Annotated in this window: 18 protein-coding genes; 9 read left to right on the top strand and 9 right to left on the bottom strand. The window is 71.7% G+C overall.

Annotated features, from left to right (window positions below):
• Nucleotides 1-71 precede the first annotated feature (71 nt).
• Entirely contained in the window at nucleotides 72-1,247 is a 1,176-nt protein-coding gene (locus ABD993_RS01435) for an ABC transporter permease (RefSeq protein WP_345411886.1), read from the bottom strand.
• Entirely contained in the window at nucleotides 1,244-2,155 is a 912-nt protein-coding gene (locus ABD993_RS01430; protein WP_345411884.1) for an ABC transporter ATP-binding protein, read from the bottom strand. The genes ABD993_RS01435 and ABD993_RS01430 overlap by 4 nt, the downstream gene beginning before the upstream one ends.
• 82 nt (nucleotides 2,156-2,237) lie before the next feature.
• Between ABD993_RS01430 and ABD993_RS01425 the strand changes: the two genes are divergently transcribed.
• Nucleotides 2,238-3,995, top strand: coding sequence for a potassium channel family protein (locus ABD993_RS01425; RefSeq protein WP_345411882.1), 1,758 nt, complete (start codon nucleotides 2,238-2,240; stop codon nucleotides 3,993-3,995).
• A 70-nt stretch (nucleotides 3,996-4,065) separates the two neighbouring features.
• On the opposite strand, the gene ABD993_RS01420 is transcribed toward ABD993_RS01425, so the two are convergent.
• Entirely contained in the window at nucleotides 4,066-5,934 is a 1,869-nt protein-coding gene (locus ABD993_RS01420; protein WP_345411881.1) for a sigma-54-dependent Fis family transcriptional regulator, read from the bottom strand.
• A 312-nt stretch (nucleotides 5,935-6,246) separates the two neighbouring features.
• On the opposite strand from ABD993_RS01420, the gene ABD993_RS01415 reads away from it, so the two are divergent.
• From ABD993_RS01415 to groL, 5 genes are all read left to right on the top strand, one after another.
• Nucleotides 6,247-7,881, top strand: coding sequence for a ferritin family protein (locus ABD993_RS01415; RefSeq protein WP_345411989.1), 1,635 nt, complete (start codon nucleotides 6,247-6,249; stop codon nucleotides 7,879-7,881).
• A gap of 112 nt (nucleotides 7,882-7,993) precedes the next feature.
• Nucleotides 7,994-9,043, top strand: a complete 1,050-nt coding sequence (locus tag ABD993_RS01410) for an FAD-binding oxidoreductase (RefSeq protein WP_345411879.1) — start codon at nucleotides 7,994-7,996, stop codon at nucleotides 9,041-9,043.
• Nucleotides 9,040-10,224 carry an aromatic/alkene monooxygenase hydroxylase subunit beta gene (locus ABD993_RS01405; RefSeq protein ID WP_345411878.1) on the top strand — a complete coding sequence of 395 codons (1,185 nt, stop codon included), beginning with the start codon at nucleotides 9,040-9,042 and terminating at the stop codon, nucleotides 10,222-10,224. Before ABD993_RS01410 ends, ABD993_RS01405 begins: the two co-directional genes overlap by 4 nt.
• Nucleotides 10,221-10,595, top strand: a complete 375-nt coding sequence (mimD, locus tag ABD993_RS01400; RefSeq protein ID WP_345411877.1) for a propane 2-monooxygenase effector subunit MimD — start codon at nucleotides 10,221-10,223, stop codon at nucleotides 10,593-10,595. Before ABD993_RS01405 ends, mimD begins: the two co-directional genes overlap by 4 nt.
• A gap of 222 nt (nucleotides 10,596-10,817) precedes the next feature.
• Nucleotides 10,818-12,503 (top strand): chaperonin GroEL, encoded by a 1,686-nt coding sequence (gene groL, locus ABD993_RS01395; RefSeq protein ID WP_345411876.1) that lies wholly within the window; start codon nucleotides 10,818-10,820, stop codon nucleotides 12,501-12,503.
• A gap of 61 nt (nucleotides 12,504-12,564) precedes the next feature.
• On the opposite strand, the gene ABD993_RS01390 is transcribed toward groL, so the two are convergent.
• Nucleotides 12,565-13,947, bottom strand: a complete 1,383-nt coding sequence (locus ABD993_RS01390; RefSeq protein WP_345411875.1) for an MFS transporter — start codon at nucleotides 13,945-13,947, stop codon at nucleotides 12,565-12,567.
• Between the two features lie 149 nt (nucleotides 13,948-14,096).
• On the opposite strand from ABD993_RS01390, the gene ABD993_RS01385 reads away from it, so the two are divergent.
• Genes ABD993_RS01385 through ABD993_RS01375 form a run of 3 tightly spaced genes read left to right on the top strand, consistent with a single transcriptional unit; the run spans nucleotide 14,097 to nucleotide 15,516 of the window.
• A complete protein-coding gene (locus ABD993_RS01385) occupies nucleotides 14,097-14,459 on the top strand; it encodes an ArsR/SmtB family transcription factor (protein ID WP_345411873.1) in 363 nt (120 codons plus the stop codon).
• Nucleotides 14,456-14,959: an SRPBCC family protein gene (locus tag ABD993_RS01380; protein WP_345411871.1), complete on the top strand. Its 504-nt coding sequence runs from the start codon at nucleotides 14,456-14,458 to the stop codon at nucleotides 14,957-14,959. The genes ABD993_RS01385 and ABD993_RS01380 overlap by 4 nt, the downstream gene beginning before the upstream one ends.
• Nucleotides 14,956-15,516 (top strand): TIGR03086 family metal-binding protein, encoded by a 561-nt coding sequence (locus ABD993_RS01375; RefSeq protein ID WP_345411870.1) that lies wholly within the window; start codon nucleotides 14,956-14,958, stop codon nucleotides 15,514-15,516. The genes ABD993_RS01380 and ABD993_RS01375 overlap by 4 nt, the downstream gene beginning before the upstream one ends.
• A gap of 10 nt (nucleotides 15,517-15,526) precedes the next feature.
• Here the strand turns inward: ABD993_RS01375 and ABD993_RS01370 are convergent, their stop codons facing one another.
• The 5 genes from ABD993_RS01370 to ABD993_RS01350 all read right to left on the bottom strand — a co-directional run bounded on the left by ABD993_RS01370 (nucleotide 15,527) and on the right by ABD993_RS01350 (nucleotide 20,691).
• Nucleotides 15,527-16,693 carry a GNAT family N-acetyltransferase gene (locus ABD993_RS01370; protein WP_345411868.1) on the bottom strand — a complete coding sequence of 389 codons (1,167 nt, stop codon included), beginning with the start codon at nucleotides 16,691-16,693 and terminating at the stop codon, nucleotides 15,527-15,529.
• Between the two features lie 164 nt (nucleotides 16,694-16,857).
• Nucleotides 16,858-17,850, bottom strand: a complete 993-nt coding sequence (locus tag ABD993_RS01365; protein ID WP_345411867.1) for a gamma-glutamylcyclotransferase family protein — start codon at nucleotides 17,848-17,850, stop codon at nucleotides 16,858-16,860.
• A complete protein-coding gene (locus ABD993_RS01360; protein WP_345411866.1) occupies nucleotides 17,847-18,809 on the bottom strand; it encodes a metal ABC transporter permease in 963 nt (320 codons plus the stop codon). Before ABD993_RS01360 ends, ABD993_RS01365 begins: the two co-directional genes overlap by 4 nt.
• A complete protein-coding gene (locus tag ABD993_RS01355) occupies nucleotides 18,806-19,966 on the bottom strand; it encodes a metal ABC transporter permease (protein ID WP_345411864.1) in 1,161 nt (386 codons plus the stop codon). The genes ABD993_RS01360 and ABD993_RS01355 overlap by 4 nt, the downstream gene beginning before the upstream one ends.
• Complete coding sequence (locus ABD993_RS01350; protein WP_345411861.1) at nucleotides 19,954-20,691, bottom strand: metal ABC transporter ATP-binding protein; 738 nt, start codon at nucleotides 20,689-20,691, stop codon at nucleotides 19,954-19,956. Before ABD993_RS01350 ends, ABD993_RS01355 begins: the two co-directional genes overlap by 13 nt.
• Nucleotide 20,692: the final 1 nt, after the last annotated feature.

Here is a 20,692-nt window from a genome sequence, read left to right as displayed (position 1 = left end):
TCACACCCTGCTCACGGGCTGGGCCAAGCGGCACCAGGCCCACGTCCACGCCTCACGGACGGAGCACGACCTCACCCACGCAGAGCCTCCGACCAGCTGACGCGCGCCCCCGTCCGCAGCACCGAGTTCCGGTAGATCCGCGCCGCCACCGCCACCACGCCGACGATCGTCGCGAGCGTCAGGACGGCGGCGATCAGCACCTCCCACCACGCCGCCACGCCGAGCGCCTGCCGCACGGGCATGAGCGTGGGGGCGAAGAACGGCACGAAGGACAGGACCGTGCCGAGGGTGTTGCGCGGGTCCCCGGGCAGCACCGACACCGCGAAGATGAACGGCAGCAACAAGGGGAACATGATCGGCGCGACCAGCGACTGCAGCTCCTCCTGCCGGGACACCATCGACCCCGCCGCGGCGTAGACCGAGGCGTAGAGGAAGAACCCGAGCAGGTACCAGACCACGGCCGCGACCAGCGCGCCCGCCGCCGCCGTGGGGGCCGTGAGCAGCCCGGTCACGCTGCCGACCACCACGCCGATCGCGCCGAGGATGAGCAGCTGCAACAGCCCCACCGCGCCGAGCCCGAGCACCTTGCCCGCGAGCAGGTGCAGCGGCTTGATCGTGGACAACAGCAGCTCGACGACCCGTGAGGACTTCTCCTCGACGACCCCCTGCGCGACGGCCGAGCCGTACCCGATCAAGGACATGAACAGCAGCACCGCGGTGATGATCGCCAGCCCCAACCGCTGCCCGCGCTCGGGATCCTCGGGCTCGAGCGTGCTGACCGCGACCCGGCTCTGCTCCGCCACCGCGGCCGGGTTCTGCCCCGCGGCCTGCAGCGCCTGGTCCAGCGTGGTCTGCCGGACGACCGTCGCCACCAGCGACGACAGCTCGTCCCCGACCGCGTCCCGCCCGGTGACCGTCCAGCCGGGGTTCCGGTCGAGGAGGGCGTCGAGGTCGCCCGCCTGCACCTGCGCGGCGCCCTCCGCGGCACTCACGTCCGTGATCGTCAGCGTCCGCCCGACCGCCGTCGCCGCCTGCTGCAGCGCCGGGACCACGGGCCGGGCCGCGGGCGTCACCCCCAGCGTGTTCGACGACGACTGGCTGCCGATGAACTGGAAGATCAGCGCGTAGATCCCGAAGATGACCAGCGAGATCACGATCCCGATGGCGAAGCTCCTCGAGCGCACCTGGGTGGTGAACTCGCGGCGGGCCACCAGCCCGACCGCCTGCCCCGGAGACAGCCCCGTCATCGCGACACCACGTCCTTGTAGAGCTCGGTCAACGGCGGTCGGTAGGGCGTGAACTCGTGCACCGGACCCGCGGCCACGGCCGCCTTCAACACGTCCTGGTCGGTGGCCCCGTCGAGCTCGACCCGCGTGTGCGTGCCCTCCGCCGCGACGACCCGAACCCCGGCCACCGTGTCGGCCCACCCCGCGGGCGGGCCCACCACGTCCAGCCGGGCGACCACGGGCCGATGGTCGGCTCCGTGCACTCCGCCTCCGCCAGACCGCAGCTCGGCCACCGTCCCGACCGCCACCATCCGGCCGTCCGCGATGATCCCGACCCGGTCGCAGAGCCGCTCGACGAGGTCCAGCTGGTGGGAGGAGAACACCACCGGCACACCCTCGTCCGCCTTGTCCCGCAGCACGCGGCTCATCACCTCGACGGCGGAGGGGTCCAGCCCGGAGAACGGCTCGTCCAGCACCAGGATCTCGGGGTCGTGCACCAGTGCGGCGCACAGCTGCACCCGCTGCTGGTTGCCCAGCGACAACTTCTGCACCTCGTCGCCCACCCGCTCGGCGACCCCCAGCCGCTCGGTCCAGCGCGCCACCGCGGCCGCGGCGTCCGCGGCCGACACCGCGTGGAGTCTGGCCAGGTAGGCGAGCTGCTCGCCGACCCTCATCTTCGGGTAGAGCCCGCGTTCCTCGGGCATGTACCCGATCCGACGCCGGACGTCCGCGTCGATCGCGGAGCCCTTCCAGCGGACCTCGCCGGAGTCCGCGCTGAGCACGCCGAGCACGATCCGCATGGTCGTGGTCTTGCCCGCGCCGTTGCTCCCGACGAACCCGAACACCTCACCCGGCCGCACGGAGAACGTCACGTCCTGCAGCGCCGTCCGAGTCCCGAACCGCTTGGCCAACCCCCCGATGTCCAGCACATCTGCGAACCTAGCGGACGACAACCGGACACACCGGACAGGACGTCACCAGCCCGTAATACGAGATCGCAACACTCCGCGGATGGCCGATCTGTCCGGGCACGTCGTCGTCTGCGGGGTCGGCGCGGTGGGGGTACGCACCGTCGAACAGCTGCACGCGGCGGGCATCGAGTGTGCAGTCGTCGACGCAGGCGACCAGCCCGACCCCGTCACCGACCACCTGCTGCAGGCCTGGGGCGTGCCCCGCTTCCCGGGCAGGCCGCGGGAGGCGCTGGTGGAGGCCGGGATCGGGCAGGCCGCGGCCGTCGTCGTCGTGCCGGACGACGACCTGGCCGCCACCGAGGCCGCCCTCCTCGCCCGCAGGCTGGCCCCGGACACCCGGCTGGTCGTCCGGGTGGAGAACCCGGCGGTCGGGCGGGCACTGACCGAGCGCACCACGGACGGGAGCGTGCTCGGAGTGGCGTCGTTGGCCGCACCGTCCGTGGTCGAGGCCTGCCTCGGACAACGGCCGCACCCGGTGGACATCGAGGGCACCCGCTTCGTCGTGACGACGCTGGTCGCCCCGCGTGCGGGCACCCTGCGCAGCCTGTACGGCGACCTGGCGCCGCTGGCCGCGATCGAGGCGGAGCCCGTGCTGTGCCCGGGGCGGGACCACTCGGTCGGCGTGGGCGCGCGGGTCACGCTGATCGGCACGCCGGAGCAGTTCACCCAGGCCGGACACCCGGTGGAGGAGCCCCCGGAACCGGTGCGGATCGGGGCGCGCAGCGCCGGTGCCCAGCGGGCCGTGCGCCGCGCGGACGAGGGTGGGCGGACCACCCTCCCCGACGTGCTGCGGACCCTGCTCGCGGAGTCCGACCGGCCGCTCAAGGCGACCGCGCTGGGCCTGTTCGCGGTCTTCGTGTTCTCCGTGTTCGTGCTGCACGCCGGCTACACCAAGCCCGACGGCGGCGGCATGACCTGGGTGGATGCGATCTACTTCTCGGTGGAGACCATCGGCACGGTCGGCTACGGGGACTTCTCCTTCGCCGACCAGGCGACCTGGCTGCGGGTCTACGCGATCGGGATGATGTTCCTCGGCGTCGTGCTCGCCGCGGTGCTGTTCGCGCTGCTCACCCAGCTGCTGGTGAGCAGCGGGATCGAGCGGTCGGTGAGCAGGCGGCGGATCCGGTCGATGCGCGGGCACGTGCTCGTCGTGGGGTTGGGGGCGGTCGGGATCGGCGTGCTGGAGGGGCTGCTCGCGGCGGGCGCCCGCCCGGTGGTCCTGGAGCGCGACCCGGCGAACCGGCACCTGCCCCGCGCCCGGGAGCTGGGTGTCCCCGTCGTGGCCGGGGACGCCACGGACGCGGCGGTGCTGGCCGAGGTCAATCTCGCCGAGTGTTCCGCGGTCGCGGTCCTGACCAGCGACGATCTCGTCAACATCGAGACGGGCCTCGCCGTGCGGGACCAGCTCGCCGACCGCTGGGCCGAGGTCCCGGTGGTGCTGCGGCTGTTCGACCGCGACCTGTCCGAGGCCGTCGAGGAGGGCTTCGACTTCCGCTACGTCCGCTCGACGGCCGCGCTCGCCGCCCCCTGGTTCGTCGGCGCGGCGCTCGGGCTGGACGTGCTCGGCACCTTCTACGTCGACCGCACGCCGTTCATGGTCGGCCGCATGCGGGTCGGCGCCGGGCTGGACGGCCGCGCCCTCCACGAGCTGTCGGCGCGGACCCGGGTCGTCGGGCTCGGCCGGAGCGCGGGTGGTTTCGCCCGGTCACCCCGCCGGGACACCCGGTTGGCGGCGGGCGACACGGCCTACGTCGTCGGACCGTACGAGGAGCTGCTGGCCCTCCTCGGGACGGCCTGAGCGCTAGCGTCGAGATCATGGAGCTCGACGGCGTCCTTCCGGACGAGGCCGCCCGCCCGGAGGAGCTCGCTCAGACCGCCGACCCGTCCGGCATGGTGATGCCGTAGCCGCGGATGCGGCGGTAGATGGTCGCCCGGCTCATGCCCAGCCGCCTCGCCGCCTCGGCCTTGTTGCCGTCCGTGTCCAGCAGGGCGTCCACGATCGCGTCGCACTCGATGGCCTCGAGCGGGGTGAGCACCCGGCGGGTGATGGCCCGGACCTCGGGCGGGAGGTCCTCCGGCCGCACCACACCCGTCCGCCGCCGCGCGACGACCTTGCGCAGCACCTGGTAGAGCTGGTCGACGTTGCCCGGCCACCGGTTCCGCATGAGCACCCGCATGGCCTCGGGCGAACAGTGCAGGTCCGCGCCGCGGGTCAGCCGCGCGAGCAGGTACGGGACCAGCTCGGCGACGTCCTCGATGTGGTGGCGCAGCGGCGGCACCTCGATGCTGCGCGGGAAGCACCCCAGCAGCTCGACGAGCTCGGGGGTGTCCGGCCCGGTCGCGCTCGCCCGGGTGGCGACGACCCACTGGCGCTCCGGGTCGGTGGACTCGCGGTGCGGTTCGAGCACGTCCGCCAGGGTCAGGGCGTGCTCGGGGGCGAGCAGGTCCACGTGCTGCAGGACCAGCGTCCCGCCGCCGGTGTGCAGCTCGTCCGCCACCTCGGCGATCCAGGCCGGGCCGCAGTGCGTGGCGTCGAGCACCCGGACGTGTCCGGCGGGGGAGTGGGCCTGGTGGGTGGCGCGGGCGAGCGTGGTCCGCCCGGTACCCTCCTCACCTTCGAGGACCAGCCACTCCCGCATCCGGAAGTGCCGGTCGACCGTCTGCGCGCACTTCGTCCACAGGGCGCCGGAGCCGACGGCGGTGGGCAGCGCCGTACCGACGGCCGCGGCCGACCCGCGGGAGGCCGCGGGGGCCCGCGACACCAGGTGGACCTGCAGGACTCCGCCGGACAGCGCGCCCTCCGCCCAGCTCGGGCGGCACTGCACCCGGGCGGTGTTGCCGCTGGGCAGGTCCACGAGCAGCTGCCTGCGCCGACCCGTGCGCAGCGCCTCGGTGGCCTCCGCCAGCAGCGGGGCCTGGTCCGCGGCCTCGATCAGCTCGCGGGCCTTGTCGTTCATCATCACCAGGTCCGCCCCGACCGCGACGACGGCGCCGCGGCCGCGTCGGCAGGCGGACAGGTAGTCGTGCAGCAGCGTCAGCTCACGGCGGCCGGACTGCTCCAGCAGGCGCTCCTCGATGCGCTGCGCGATGGTCGCCGCGGTGGCCGCCATGAGCGCGCTGGCCTCGGTGCGCCAGCACGTCAGGTCGAGGACACCGAGCAGCTTGCCCGAGACCGGATGGTGGATCGGCACTCCGGCGCACGCCATGTCCTCGAGGTGCTCGACGTAGTGCTCGTGGCCGAACACCTGCGCCGGCGCGCGACCCTCCAGGGCGGTGCCGATCCCGTTCGTGCCGACGTACTGCTCGGCGTAGCTGAACCCCGGCGCGAGCCAGATGCGGTCCAGGTGCTGGCGCAGCGCGCTGTCGCCGGTGCGCCGGTCCAGGACCACGCCCTCGTCGTCGCACAGGATCACGCTGACGGGCTCGGTGGCGAACTGGTCGGCGATGTCGTCGACGACGGGCCCCGCGGCCCTGAGCAGCGGGGAGTCCGGCTCGGAGTCCATCTCGTGCGGGAGCTCGAGGTGGTCGGAGGCCACCGAGAACTCCCGCGACCGGGTCCACGAGGCGAGGATGGGGGGCCGCACCAGACCGGGCGGCGGGGGCTCGTCGTGCAGGAAGGACTCCCGCGCCATCGCCACTCGTTCGGCCGCGGGCCCGACGGCGACGGGCGTGAGGAGGCCGGCACCTGACACCGCGATCGTGTCGGGCGCCTCATGGTGGTGGACGCGCTCGTTCATCGTGACCAACCGGTTGCCCTTCTCGGAGCAGCTGTGGTCCGCGTTGACGCGGCAGCCGGGATCGAAATGAACGCTACTGCGCGGACACTCCGAGCGATAGGGGCAGGTCAGGGGGGCACCGTCTCAGATTGAGACCCCAGGTGAGCGTGGTCCGGAGTGTGATCTGGTCACCGGACGGGCTGTGACCCACGTCGCAGCTCGACCGGCACAGGGTCCGACGACGAGGTGGGCTCCCGCGCCGTCTCTTCCTCGACCGCCGAACTCTGTGCCACTCGCCCACCACCGTGAGGAGACGACGTGAGTCGGCAGAGCTTGGCGAAGGCTCACCAGAAGATCCAGGAACTGGCCTGGGAGCCGCAGTACCACGAGCCGTACATGAAGTACGGGACCGACTACACCTTCCGTAAGGCCGCGAAGAAGGACCCGCTCAAGCAGGTCCTGCGGTCCTACTTCCCCATGCAGGAGGAGAAGGACCACCGCGTCTACGGAGCGTCGGACGGCGCTATTCGCGGCAACATGTTCCGCCAGGTGCAGGAGCGCTGGCTGGAGTGGCAGAAGCTGTTCCTGTCGATCATCCCGTTGCCCGAGATCTCGGCGGCGCGGTCGATGCCCATGCTGTTCCACGTGGTTCCGAACCCGGAGCTGCACAACGGTCAGGCGATCCAGATGATCGACGAGGTACGCCACTCGACGATCCAGCAGAACCTCAAGCGCCTGTACATGAACAACTACATCGACCCGGCGGGCTTCAACAACAGCCTGCGGAACTTCCACAGCGACTACTGCGGCACCATCGGCCGCCAGTTCGCCGAGGGGTTCATCACCGGTGACGCGATCACCGCGGCCTCGATCTACCTGACGATCGTGGCCGAGACGGCGTTCACCAACACGCTGTTCGTGGCGATGCCCGCCGAGGCGGCGGCCAACGGCGACTACCTGTTGCCCACGGTCTTCCACTCGGTGCAGTCGGACGAGTCGCGGCACATCTCCAACGGCTACGCCACCCTCCTGATGGCGCTGTCGGACGAGGACAACCGCCAGCTGCTCGAGCGCGACCTGCGCTACGCGTGGTGGAACAACCACCGCGTGGTCGACGCGGCCATCGGTACCTTCATCGAGTACGGCACGAAGGACCGCCGCAAGGACCGTGAGTCCTACGCGGAGATGTGGCGTCGGTGGATCTACGACGACTACTACCGTGCCTACCTCGTCCCGCTCGAGAAGTACGGCCTGGTCATCCCGCACGACCTGATCGAAGAGTCGTGGAAGCAGATCTGGGAGAAGGGCTACGTCCACGAGGTCGCGCAGTTCTTCGCCACCGGTTGGCTCGCCAACTACTGGCGCATCGACGCGATGACCGACGACGACTTCGAGTGGTTCGAGTACAAGTACCCGGGCTGGTACGACAAGTACGGCAAGTGGTGGGAGAACTACTCCCGTCTCGCGAAGCCGAACGGGCACAACCCGATCGTCTTCGAGGACGTGGACTACGTCTACCCGGCGCGCTGCTGGACCTGCATGGTGCCGTGTCTGGTCCGTGAGGACATGGTCACGGCCGAGGTCGACGGCATGCACCGCACGTACTGCCACGAGGTCTGCCGGTGGACCGACGTCGAGGCCTTCCGACCCACGTACCAGGGTCGCGAGACCCCGAACATGGGCCGCCTGGTCGGCAAGCGCGAGTGGGAGACGCTCTACCACGGCTGGAACTGGGCCGACGTCGTCTCCGACATGGGCTTCGTCCGCGACGACGGCAAGACCATGACGGCACAGCCCCACCTCGACTTGGACCCCAAGAAGATGTGGACGCTGGACCACATGCGGCGGTGCCCCCCGCTGCAGAGCCCGAACGTGCTCCTCAACGAGATGAGCGCGGACGAGCGTGCCGCCTACGTCGCCGACTACAACCGGCAGGGTCCTGCCGGTCGCCCGGCGCCGCAGAGCTGACCGCTCTCCAGGGCGCCTGAGCGCGGGTCAGGCGAGGGGAGGGGGCCGGGGCCTCCGGCTCCCTCCCCGCTGGCCGGCCCTCTTCCCGCGAGAACATCGAGAGGGGCCCGTCTTGGGTGACAAGCACGTCGTCCGGTTCGAACCGGTCGGCATCGAGATCGAGGTCGACGAGGACCAGACCATCCTCCGCGCGGCCGCCGAGCAGGGCGTGCAGCTGATGCACGGCTGCAAGGAGGGCCAGTGCGCGGCCTGCAAGTCCTTCGTCCTCGAGGGTGAGGACATCGAGCTGGACAGCTACTCGACCTTCGCCCTCCCCGACTACGAGAAGGAGGAGGGTTCGACGCTGCTGTGTCGGGCCCACGCCTACGAGGACCTGACCATCGAGCTCCTCAACTACGACGAGGAGATCATCCGCTCCGGCCTGCCGCTGCGGAGGGGCACCGTCGAGGTGCTGGTGAACGAGGAGGTCACCCACGACCTCCGCCGCCTGGTGGTCAAGCTGCTCGAACCGGAGGAGATCAAGTTCTTCCCCGGCCAGTACATGGACTTCACCGTGCCCGGCACGGAGGAGACCCGATCATTCTCGATGGCGAACACCCCGAACCGCGACGGGGAGTTCGAGTTCGTCATCAAGATCTACCCCGGCGGCCTGTTCTCCGAGTTCATGGCGGAGAAGCTGCAGGTCGGCGACCAGCTCGAGGTGGAGGCGCCGTTCGGGACCTTCACCCTCCGGGAGAACCGCACGTCGGACATCGTGTTCGTCGGTGGGGGCGCGGGAATGGCGCCGGTTCTCGGGCTGCTGCGGTCGATGGCCGAGCGCTCGGTCGAGCGGAGGGCGCGCTTCTACTACGGCGCGCGGACGGCGAAGGACCTGTGCTTCGCCGAGGAGATAGCGGAGCTGGGCGGGCGACTGCCGTCCGGCCTGACCTACGTGCCGGCCCTGTCGGAGCCGGACGACGCACCGTGGGAGGGCAAGACCGGCCTGATCACGGACGTCCTTCAGGAATCGGAATCCACTTTGGAGGGTGCTGACGCCTACGTCTGCGGTCCACCGCCCATGGTCGACGCGGCGATCGCGACGCTGACCGCACTGGGCGTGCGCGAGGAGAACATCTTCTACGACAAGTTCACCACCACAGGTGAGCAGGAGGACGGCCAATGACCACCACCGAGAGGCCCGAACGCAGCGTCCCGAGGCCCGTGTTCACGGACGCGGAAGCCGGCGCTCGCGAGTTCCCCGACTCCGGCGCGAGCGCCCGGCGCTACAACTACTACAAGCCCGCCAAGCGCAAGCAGACCCACTACGAGGACGTCACCGTCGACGTCCAGCCGGACCCGCGCCACTACCTGTCGCAGGGCTGGATCTACGGCTTCGCCGACGGCTCCGCGGGCTACCCGCTGACCTGGACGAAGCTCAAGGCGTGGGGGGTGGACCGGCCGGAGCCGGAGCGCTTCCCCGGATCCGGCGGCAAGGGCTACGAGTGGCCCGCGCACGGCTGGCACGAGTTCCGCGACCCCAACGAGGAGTGGGAACTCACCTTCTACCGGTACAACGCCAACGTCGTCCGGCAGCTCAACCAGAACATCGAGAACGCGCGCAACTCCAAGGCGTTCTCCCAGTGGACGCCGAACTGGATCCAGTTCGTCGAGCGCAACGTCGGCGCGTGGATGCACATCGAGCACATCCTCGGGCTCTACGTGTTCGCGGCCTGCAACCGTTCCGGTCCCACGAACATGCACAACACCGCCATGGCGGTGAACAGCATGCACAAGATCCGGTTCGCGCAGGACCTGGCGCTGTACAACCTCACCCTCACCGAGGAGATCGACGGTTTCGACGGCGCCGCGCACCTCGACGCGTGGAACAACGACCCCGAGTGGCAGGGCGTGCGGAAGGTCTGTGAGGCCCTCACCGCCGTCGACGACGACTGGGGCGAGTCCATCTTCGCCACGAACGTCGTGTTCGAGCCGCTGCTCGGCGAGCTGTTCCGCTCGCAGCTGGTCATGCAGGCCGCCGCGGGCAACGGCGACTTCGTGACGCCCACGGTCATGGGTGCCGCGGAGTTCGACTTCGCCCAGCGCGACCTGCGCTGGACGCAGGCCTGCTTCGGCCCGCTCACCCAGGACCGCGAGTTCGCCCAGCACAACAAGGACCTGATGCAGGGCTGGCTGTCGAAGTGGGTGCCGCAGGCCATCGAGGCCGCCCGCACGCTGCAGCCGATCTGGTCGCTGCCGGACGCACGGCCGCCGCGCTTCGAGGACAGCCTCGATCACGTCAAGAACCGTTTCTCCGGCATCGTGACCGACCTCGGTCTCGCCGTCCCGAAGGAGCTGAACCAGTGACGAGCTTCAAGACCGCCGAGAGTCCGTTCAAGGCGGACCGCAGCGCGTCGGGCAAGTGCGGTGTGACGCTGATGAACAACCAGATCGGGGTCGTCGTCGCGGAGGTCATGGATCGCCAGGACAACGTCACGATCACCCACCTGCCGTCGATGATCCGCGTCGACTGCGTGGGCCGCATGGACTTCGTCTACGACGACATCTCCGAGGCCCTCGGCGAGGAGCCGGGCTTCTACGACGCCGCCGAGTTCGAGGAGAACATGTCGACCCACTACGGGAAGATGATCCACATGGATGACCGGACGGTCATGTTCGGGAACCTCGAGGAGGCCGCCGAGTTCATCGGCGACATGCTCCCGCCCGCCGTCTCGTAATCCCGTTTGCGCACGAACGGCACTTTGGTGCGGACCTAGCGCACGAAAGTGCCGTTCGTGCGGCCCCTGCCGTCCCCCGGTGAGGCCCGCCGGGCGGCAGGGAGCACGTTCGCCGCACCGTTCCCGCCCCGCACCCGGTCCGCAACCGGCGTGCGGGCGGGGAGGTCGGTTCCACCCGCGCACGAGACCGACGTCGCTCTCATTCCCAGGAGGACCCCTGCCATGGCCAAGGAACTCAAGTTCGGGGCGGACGCCCGAAAAGCGCTGCAGGCCGGCGTGGACCAGCTCGCCGAGGCCGTCAAGTCCACATTGGGCCCGAAGGGCCGCAACGTCGTCCTGGAGAAGATCACCGGCACGCCCGAGGTGACGAACGACGGCGTGACCATCGCCCGCGAGATCTACCTGCGCGACCCCTTCGAGAACATGGGCGCGCAGATCCTCAAGGAAGCGGCGATCAAGACCAACGACATCGTCGGCGACGGCACCACCACGGCCACCGTGATGGCCCAGGCGATCGTCCGCGAGGGCATGAAGGCGATCCAGTCCGGCGGCAACCCGGTGCTGGTCAAGCGCGGTATCGACCTGGCCGTCGGCAAGATCGTCGAGCACCTGTCGAGCGTCGCGCACCCGGTCGACTCGCTCGAGCACCTCTCGCGCGTGGCCGCGATCTCCGCGAACGACGACGAGACCATCGGCTCCGTCGTCGCGCGGACGCTGCACACCGTGGGCGACGACGGCGTGATCTCCGTCGACGACGGCCCGGTCCTGGGCCTGACCGTCGACTTCGTCGAGGACTTCGAGTTCGACAACGGCTACGTCTCGCCCTACCTGGTCACCGACCCCGGCTCGATGACGGCCGTGCTGGACGACCCCTACATCCTGCTGTCCGCGGAGAAGATCACCGACGTCCGGCAGCTGATGCCGGTGCTCGAGAAGCTCATGCGCGACCCGCGGCCGCTGGTCATCGTGGCCGAGAAGGTCGAGGGCACCGCGCTGCAGATGCTGGTGCACAACCACGTCAACGGCCACCTCAAGGTCACCGCGATCCAGGCCCCCGGATTCGGCGAGAAGCGCGTCCACCTGCTGGAGGACATGGCCGCGCTGACCGGCGCGAAGGTCCACTCCAAGGCGTCGAGCTTCGCGCTGGAGCAGATGACCACGGAACACCTCGGCCGGGCGGCCCAGGTCCGCGCGACCAACGAGCAGACCGCGATCATCGGCGGCGCCGGTGCGAAGGAGGCCGTCGACCGGCGGCTCTCGCAGCTGCGGGCCGAGATGCACCGCGCCTCCATCGGCACGGACGAGGACTGGCTCAACGACCGCATCGCGCGGCTGTCCGGGAAGGCCGCGATCATCTCGGTGGGCGCGCCGACGAACGCCGAGCTCAAGGAGATCCGGCACCGCGTCGACGACTCGCTGCAGGCCACCCGCGCCGCCATGGCGGAGGGGATCGTCGCGGGCGGCGGCTCGGCGCTGCTGCACGCGGAGTCCGCGCTGAACTCGCTCGAGGTCAACGACGACTACCGGATCGGCGTCGAGATCGTGCGGGCCGCGCTCACGGAGCCGGTGCACCTGATCGCGTCCAACGCCGGTTACGACGGCGCTGACGTCGTCAAGCAGGTCACGGACCTCGGCGTCGACGAGGGCTTCGACGCGCTCGAGGGCCGCTTCGGCAACATGGTGGAGATGGGCATCATCGACCCATTGCGGGTCGTGCGCTCCGCCCTGCAGAACGGCGCGTCCGTGGCGGGCCTGATCCTGACGACGAACTCCCTGGTCGCCGAGGAGCAGACGCCCTGGAACAAGGCCCTGATGACGGAGTACGGCCCCCTGGACGACGGCATCCCGCAGCCCAGCCCGGACGCGAGCACCCCGCAGTCCCTGGGCCTCGGCCCGTCGATGGGCTGAGTCCCACCGGGACACGGACGGCCCCCTCGCCGCGTGCGAGGGGGTCGTCCGCCGTGGCGGGTCAGCTGCCGGTGGCCGCCGGTTCGCGGTCGGGGACGTAGTGGTCCGTGCCCGGGATCCGCGTGGGGTGGGAGATGTCGAGCTTCGCCGTCTCCGGCATCCTGATCAGCGGGTAGATGGCCACCGCCGCGGCCAGCATCAGGTAGAAGGCCGGGATGTAGGTGTTCCCGGTGGCCTGGATGAGCGCCGTGTTGATCAGCGGCGCCGTGCCGCCGAAGGCCGCGGTGGACGTGGCGTAGCCGATGGAGAAGCCCCCGTAGCGGTTCCGGGTCGGGAACATGGCGGGCAGCGCCGACCCGATGGTGCCCAGCATCAGGACGAGCTGGATGCCCAGGATCGCGATGCCGATGGTGACCGGCACCCAGCCCTTCTGGCTGATCAGCCAGAACGCGGGGATGGCGAGGACGAGCGTGCTGATGGCGGAGCCGAGCAGCAGCGGCTTGCGGCCGATGCGGTCCGAGAGCCTGCCGATCGGCGTGATGACCACCATCATCACGAGCATCACCACGATGAGCACCACGAGCGACTCGGTCTCGTCGATCCCGATGGTCTGGGTGAGATAGCTCGGCATGTAGGTGAGCAGCGTGTAGTTCGCGACGTTGAGCAGCATCACGAACCCGATGAGCTGCAGGATCTGTGGCCACACGTTGCGCATGACCTCGCGGAACGGGGCCGTGGTCGTGGTGTTCTCCTGCTCCGCGGCGCGGAAGGCAGGCGTGTCCTCGAGCTTGGACCGCAGGTAGAAGCCGACGAGCCCCAGCGGGCCTGCCACCAGGAACGGGATCCGCCAGCCCCAGCTGTTCAGCGACTCCTCGGACAGCCCGAGCTGTACGGCGGTCGCGAGGATTGCACCCAGGACGGTGCCTGCGAGCGTGCCGAACTCCAGGAACGAGCCGAAGAAGCCCCGGCGCTTGGACGGCGCGTACTCCGCGATGAAGGTCGCCGCACCGCCGTATTCGCCGCCGGTGGAGAAGCCCTGGATCAGCCGCAGCGTCAGCAGCAGGATCGGCGCCGCGAACCCGATGACGCTGAAGCTCGGCAGCAGACCGATGAGGAACGTCGCGCCCGACATCAGCACGATCGTCACGGCGAGGACCTGGCGTCGACCGAAGCGGTCGCCCAAGGGACCCAGGATGATCCCGCCCAGTGGGCGGAGCACGAACGGGATGGCGATCCCCGCGAACACGAACAGCGACTGGGCCGCCGGTGAGAAGTCGGGGAAGAAGTTGAGCCCGATCTGGACGGTCAGATAGGCGTAGACGGCGTAGTCGAACCACTCGACGCCGTTCCCGATCGCCGCGCCTGCCACGGCCTTGCGCACGGTGGCAGGGTCGGCTTCCTCGACCTTCACCCCACCGTGATCTTGTGCGTTGCTCTCGCTCATCACGTCCCCTGTCTCGGTCGACCGATCACGCTAGGCGAGGTCGCGCGGGCGTGCAGGGTCTGGCGCGGATTTCTCAACCAGGCGGTTGACGAAGTGGTGCGGGCGGTCTACCGTGTTCTCAACCGGAAGGTTGAGATTCGAGGGGTGACATGACCGACCCGCTGTCCCAGGCGTTCGCGGCGCTGGCCGACCCGACGCGGCGTGACCTGGTCGCACGGCTGACCGAGGGGGACGCCACGGTGGGGGAGCTGGCGGCGCCGTACGAGGTGAGTGTGCAGGCCGTCTCCAAGCACCTGAAGGTGCTGGAGCAGGCGGGCCTGGTCAGTCGCGCCGCGGCGGGCCGCCGCAGCCCCGTGCACCTGGAGGCGGAGGTCTTCGACCTGATGACGAAGTGGATCGAGCGTTACCGGCAGCGGGCCGAGGCCCGCTACCGGCGCCTGGACGCGGTCCTGGCGGACATGGACGACGAGGAGAGCGGGCGCCGCCCGCCGCACACCGAGGAGACGGCATGAGCGACACGACCACGATGACGACCGCGACGATCGAGGCGGACCCGACGGTCCCGATCATCCGCATCACCCGGGACTTCGCGGCCACGCCGGCCCAGCTGTTCCGGGCGCACACCGATCCGGAGCTGTTCGCCCGGTGGGTCGGGCCCGACGGCATGACGACGGTCCTGGACCGCTGGGACGCGACCACCGGTGGGGCCTGGCGCTACGTGGCCTCCCGGGACGGGGTGGACTTCGGCTTCCACGGCTGCTTCCACGAGGTCCGCCCGGACCGGATCGTGCAGACCTTCACGTGGGAGGGCATGCCGGACGGCGTCGCGCTGGAGACCCTGACGTTCACCGACCTCGGCGACGGCCGCACCCGGCTGCACGCCCAGTCGCTGTGCGACAGCTTCGAGGCGCGGGACGGCATGCTGCGCAGCGGGATGGAGGTCGGGATCGACCAGGGTTACGCCAAGCTGGACGGGCTGCTCGCCGACGGCGAGATCGGGGAGTCGGAGTGACCCTCCCCGCGGCCCCAGCCGAGCGTCACCGCGCGGTGGCGGCCGGTTTCACCGACCGGGTGCGGGGCGCGTCGGACTGGGACGCGCCCGCCCCGGTGACGGGCTGGCGGGCCCGGGACGTGGTCGGGCACCTGGTCGAGTGGTTCCCGGAGTTCCTGAAGAGCGCGACCGGACTGGTGCTCGACCGGGGACCGTCTCCGGAGGAGGACCCGGTCGCCGCCTGGCAGGTGCACGCGGACGCGGTCCAGCGGCTGCTCGACGGGCCGGAGGCGGCCACCCCGTTCCGCCACCCGATGGTGGGGGAGCTGCCGCTGCCGGACGCGGTCGACCGCTTCTACACCTCGGACGTCTTCATGCACACCTGGGACCTGGCCCGGGCCACGGGCCAGGACGAGCGGCTCGACCCGGAGACCTGCGCCGACCTGCTCGCCGGGATGGTGCCGATCGAGGAGCTGCTGCGCTCCTCGGGGCAGTACGGCCCCGCGGTGCCCGTGCCCGCGGACGCCGACGTGCAGACCCGCCTGCTGGCGTTCATCGGCCGCGACCCGCTCGGCTGATCCTCGGGCCTCAGAATCCCGTTCCGTGCATTGGGGGGCGGTCGGCGACGAAGGCGGCGTCGAGTGCCGCGACGCCGGGGCCCTCGACCAGGCCGGCGCGGGCGAGCGTGCTCGCGCGGTGCCCGCCGAGGTAGAGCGAGCCCAGCGCCGACGCGCCGAGGACGACGTCCGGGAGCGCGTCGGTGGGGGCGGCGTCGGCGCCGTCGGGGCCCCCGGTCAGCCGGGTGCGGGACGTGCCCAGCTGGGGATCGTGCACCTCCAGCACCAGGTCGAGCTCGCGCGCGTACCGGCGGGCGGCGAGGGCGGCGGGGACGTCGAGCACGCGGACCCACACGCCGTCGCGCTGCTCGGTCGTCCGGATGAGGCGGGGATCGGTCAGGAGGAAGCCGAGCGCGTCCCCCGGTGGGCACTGGGTGGTCTCGAGGTGGCCGACGAAGTCGCCGGTGAGCAGCACTCGCCAGAGCGCGGCGTGCGCCTCGGGGGTCGCGGCGAAGAGGTCCCGCACGACCATGGTGCCGCGGTCGTGGTGCATCCGGTAGGAGGCGTAGCCGTCCGGGTGGGCGAGGTGGAACAGGGCGGTGCCGCCGTCTCGCTCGTCGGCGGGATCGTCCAGGAAGTACTCCCAGAGGACCGGACCGCGCAGGACGGAGGCGGGGGTCGCGGCGGCCCAGCGGGCGTGGACCTCCGGGGCATGGGTGCGTGCCTCGTCCCGGGTGATCATCCGGACGCCGCCGGGATCCGGTGCCTCCGGGCGGAACACGGCGAAGCGCCGGTCGATGCGGATGCGGCGGTACTCCGTGGCGGCGCCGTAGCCGTAGCGGCCGTACAACGTTCCCTCGCTGGCGGTGAGGGCGGCGACCGCCGTGCCCAGTGTGGGGATCTGGGCCTCCATGAGCGCCCGCAGCACACCGCGACGACGGTGGGTCGGCAGCACGGACACCCAGGTCACCCCCTCGATGCCCACCTGCCCGCCGGGCACACCCATGGGGAACGGCACCGCGCCCGTCACGCCGGCGAGGACGCCGTCGACCTCGGCGAACAGGAACCGCTCCAGATCGAGCAGTCGACGCACGGCCTCGATCCAGCCGGGGGCGTGGGTGGTGCCGAAGCCGCGCTGGTCGTGCTCGATCAGGGCGTCGAAGTCGGCGTCGGTCGCGCGACGGACGGTGAGGCTCACGGTCGGTGAGTGTGTCCGGCGGGGGCGGGCGGCGCGAGTGCTTTCGGGGACCGACACGATCGCCGGAAGTGTGCGCTCAGCGCGGCCGGGACCGCGCTGACGGCACCCAATCGGTGATCATGCAGCGCTGCGCGCACGAAACGTGCGGTCGTGGCGCCCGGAGGTCACCAGCGTGTGATCGGGGAGAAGCCGTCCGTCCGGTCGATCCATACGTATGTCCAACACGCACGTCCCTCCACGGGGATGCGGCGGCGGGTGTACTCGGGGCCCTCGTACTCGTCGAGAGCGGGGAAGGTGGCCGCCGGGTCGCGGAGGGTCACGACGTGGCCGGGGACCGGGTCCGCGCCCGGGAGCAGGGCGGGGAAGCCGAGGCCGGTGTCGAGCAGGGAGCCCCGCGCCCGCGCCGGTGCCACGGCCGAGACCAGGGGCTCCAGCAGGTGCCACGCGCGCTCGCCGGGCTGCAGGGTGCCGTAGACGAACAGGCGGTCCGGCCAGGAGTCCGGTGCCGGCGGGCCCGCGACGGTGGTCGCGGTCAGGCCGTCGGACGGGGCCGGCACGCCCTCCAGCGCGCGGGCCTCGGTCTGGGGCACCGCGGCGCAGCGGACCGGGACGCCGTCGACCAGCAGCGGTCTGCGGACCTCCGCCGCGCCCAGGTAGGTCAGCGGCGCGTCGAGGACGATGCCGCGGGTGTCGAGGCGCACCTCGCCGCTGTGCAGGTGGGCGAGGCGGTAGCGGCCGACCGTGCGGCCCTCGCAGCGGTCCAGGACGGCGACCTGCTCCGGCGTCGCGAACCAGACCGAGTGCTCCTCGACCGCCCCGGGTGCGGCGGCGAGGACGGCGGGGCGCTGGTCGTCCACCACCCGCAGGCCCGCGGCCCAGACGGCCGCCACGTCCCGCACGGTGCAGCGCAGCACGACGACCGCGCCGGTGAGGCCGAGCGCGTCCCGCAGCCAGCCGATCTTGGCGGGATTGCGGTTGGAGCCGTAGGCCAGCACCGGGACCCTGGCGGCCATCGGGGGCTCGCCGAGCTCGACCAGGGCGGCGTCCGGGTCGCCGCGCAGGGCGTGGCCGCCGCCGGGCACGTGCACGAACGAGGTCCCCGGCACCGCGCCCGGGTACGGCGACGCCGGCCAGGCGGTGTCGGGGTAGTCCGTCACTCGGCGAGGGGGCCGGTCCGCCCGCGGGCACCTGCCGGGTCGGGCGTGGTGTCGGGCTGAGTGAGCACCCCGCCGTCGGGGTCGTCGGGGCCGTCGGCAGAGCGCAGGCTCCGCGCCTCCGCTCCGAGGAACCGCCGTCCCGCCAGCGCGAGCACGAAGCAGGCCGAGCAGACCAGGCCCATCGCGCCGGCGATCGAGGTGTCGAAGGTCAGGGCCGCCACGTGGCCGAGGATCGCGCCCACCCAGCCGACGGCGAGCGTGACGGCGACCATCGCGCCCATCCGACGGGTGACCAGCGCGGCCGTGGCCGCGGGGACGATCAACATGGTGACCACGAGGATCGCGCCGACGGCCTCGAAGGCCGAGACGGCGGTGACGGCCACCGCGATCAGCAGCAGCCGGGACAGCAGCCGCGGCCGCATCCCGGTCACGCGGCCGAACTCCGGGTCGAACGTGGTGGCCCGCAGCTCCTTCCACAACGCCGCGACGACCACGACGTTCAGCAGTACCACCGCGGCCAGCACCACGCCGGAGCGGGCGAGCTCGAGCCCGCCCACCGTCACCGTGTCGAAGGGCGTGAACGCGATCTCGCCGTAGATCGTCGAGTCCAGGTCGAGGTGGATGTCCGAGGCGTACCGGGTGATGCCGAGGACACCGAGGGAGAACAGCGCGGGGAAGACCAGGGCGATCGCCGCGTCGGACGCCACGAGCCCGGTCGCCCGGATGGCCTCGATGCCCAGCACGCACAGCACCGCGAAGGCCGCCGCACCCGCGACCACCGGCACCGGCGCGCGGGTCTCGCCGATCAACCACACGGCGACGATGCCGGGCAGCACGGCGTGGCTGACGGCGTCGGACAGCAGGGCCATCCGGCGCAGCACCAGGAACGGGCCGAGCAGCCCGCAGGCGGTCGCGGTCAGGCCCGCGACCAGCACGATGACCAGGTCGTCCGCGGTCACGGCAGGCCCGCCAGCTGCTTGAGCTCGGCCAGCGCCGCCGGTTCCAGGGACTCCCGCACATCTCGCAGGTCGGGTTCCCGGGCGTCCCGCAGCCGGATCTGCGGGCCGTAGTGCAGCCAGGCCATGCCCAGCGCCACCCGCTCGGCCCGGTCCTGCTGGGCGACCACGCCCTCCGGGGTCAGCGTGCCGTCCTCGCCGAGGAACCCGGCCCGGACGAGCCGCCGCCGCGCCCCGCGCGACGCCGCCGCCGGGTCGCCGAGCGCCCGGTCGAAGGCGATCCGCCGCGCCCGCCGCGCGCGGCGGGCCCGTCTGGCCAGCACCCCGCGACCAGGCGCCAGCAGCACCGCGAGCACGGCGACCACGACCCCGACCAGCACGATCACCGGCCCGGTCGGCAGCTGCCCGCGGGTGGCCAGCAACGCACCCACCACCCCGACGACCGCGCCCACGATCCCCGCCAGCACCAGGACCCGGCCGAAGCGGTCCGACAGCTGCCGCGCCACGACCGTCGGCACGGCGAGCATGGCCACCATCAGGATCGCCCCCACCAGCCGCACCCCGATGACGACGGCGGCCACCAGGAACGCGGTCACCGCCGCCTCCACGAGCCGCGTCGACAACCCGAGCGCGGCCGCGTAGGCGCGGTCGAACAGGGTGGCGGCGAGCGCGCGGCGCAGGACCCCCACCGCGACCAGCCCGACGAGCCCGACCGCCCCCATCACGGCGACGTCGCGCTCCAACAGGCCCGCGGCCTGCCCGAAGAGGAAGGCCTCCAGCCCGGCCTGCTGGGCGTCCCCGGTCGCGGTGATGTGGGTGAGCAGCACGATCCCGAGCGAGAAGAAGCCGGACAGCACCACGCCGATCGCGGTGTCCGCGCGCAGCACGCTGCGCTCCACCGCGACCATCAGCAGTGCCGCGACCAGCCCGGCGACCGCCGCCCCGGCCAGCAGCCCCGCCACCTCCTTCGTCCCGGTGACGAGAAAGGCCACGCACACGCCGGGCAGCGTCGAGTGCGCGATCGCGTCCCCGACCAGCGACCGGCCGCGGAGCACGGCGAACGAGCCGAGCACACCCGCGGAGATCCCGAGCACCAGCGCGCCCGCGACCACGACGGTGTCGGTGTAGGGGAGGCCCAGGAGCATGCTCAGCCGGTCCACACCGGCGTCCCCTCGGGCAGCCCGGCCCCGTAGGCCGCGCGGACCCGGTCCTCGCTGAGGGTCTCGGCGACCGGGCCGCAGCCGAGCGCGCGGACGTTGAGCAGCAGCGCCCAGTCGAACGCGCTGCGCACCTGCGCCAGGTCGTGGTGGACGACGACGATCGACCCGCCGTCGTCCGCGAGCTCGCGCAGTAGGTCCAGCAGGTCGGCCTGGGTGCGGGCGTCGATCCCGGCGAACGGCTCGTCCATGACCAGCACCTCGGCCTGCTGGGCGAGCGCGCGGGCCAGGAACACCCGCTGCCGCTGCCCGCCGGACAGCCGCCCGATCTGCCTGCCCGCGAACGCGCCCATGCCGACGCGCTCCAGGCAGTCCGCGGCGATCGCGCGGTCCGCGCGGCCGACCCGTCGGAACCAGCCGACGGCGCGGTAGCGGCCCATCGCCACCACCTCGTCGACGGTGATCGGGAAGTCCCAGTCGACGGCCTCGGCCTGCGGCACGTAGGCCAGGTGCGCCAGCGCCGCGCGGCCCTCGGCGCCCGCGATCCGGACCGTGCCCGCGTCCGCAGGCACCAGCCCGAGGGCGGCCTTGAGCAGCGTGGACTTGCCGGCGCCGTTCGGCCCGACGATCGCGGACAGCGCGCCGCGCGGGAAGGTCGCGTCCACCCGCCACAGCGCGGGCACGTCCCGGTACCTGACCGTGAGCCCGTCGATCTCGAGGACGTCCATC

It is taken from the genome of Pseudonocardia xishanensis, assembly GCF_039541715.1.
Lineage (GTDB): Bacteria > Actinomycetota > Actinomycetes > Mycobacteriales > Pseudonocardiaceae > Pseudonocardia > Pseudonocardia xishanensis.
This window is presented reverse-complemented; position numbering and strand designations above follow the sequence as displayed.

Coding starts and splice junctions, on each gene's coding strand:
- ABD993_RS01350 (WP_345411861.1), bottom strand. CDS start 20,691: ATGGACGTCCTCGAGATCGACGGGCTCACGGTCAGGTACCGGGACGTG.
- ABD993_RS01420 (WP_345411881.1), bottom strand. CDS start 5,934: ATGAACGAGCGCGTCCACCACCATGAGGCGCCCGACACGATCGCGGTG.
- ABD993_RS01425 (WP_345411882.1), top strand. CDS start 2,238: ATGGCCGATCTGTCCGGGCACGTCGTCGTCTGCGGGGTCGGCGCGGTG.
- ABD993_RS01435 (WP_345411886.1), bottom strand. CDS start 1,247: ATGACGGGGCTGTCTCCGGGGCAGGCGGTCGGGCTGGTGGCCCGCCGC.
- ABD993_RS01390 (WP_345411875.1), bottom strand. CDS start 13,947: ATGAGCGAGAGCAACGCACAAGATCACGGTGGGGTGAAGGTCGAGGAA.
- ABD993_RS01385 (WP_345411873.1), top strand. CDS start 14,097: ATGACCGACCCGCTGTCCCAGGCGTTCGCGGCGCTGGCCGACCCGACG.
- ABD993_RS01380 (WP_345411871.1), top strand. CDS start 14,456: ATGAGCGACACGACCACGATGACGACCGCGACGATCGAGGCGGACCCG.
- groL (WP_345411876.1), top strand. CDS start 10,818: ATGGCCAAGGAACTCAAGTTCGGGGCGGACGCCCGAAAAGCGCTGCAG.
- ABD993_RS01405 (WP_345411878.1), top strand. CDS start 9,040: ATGACCACCACCGAGAGGCCCGAACGCAGCGTCCCGAGGCCCGTGTTC.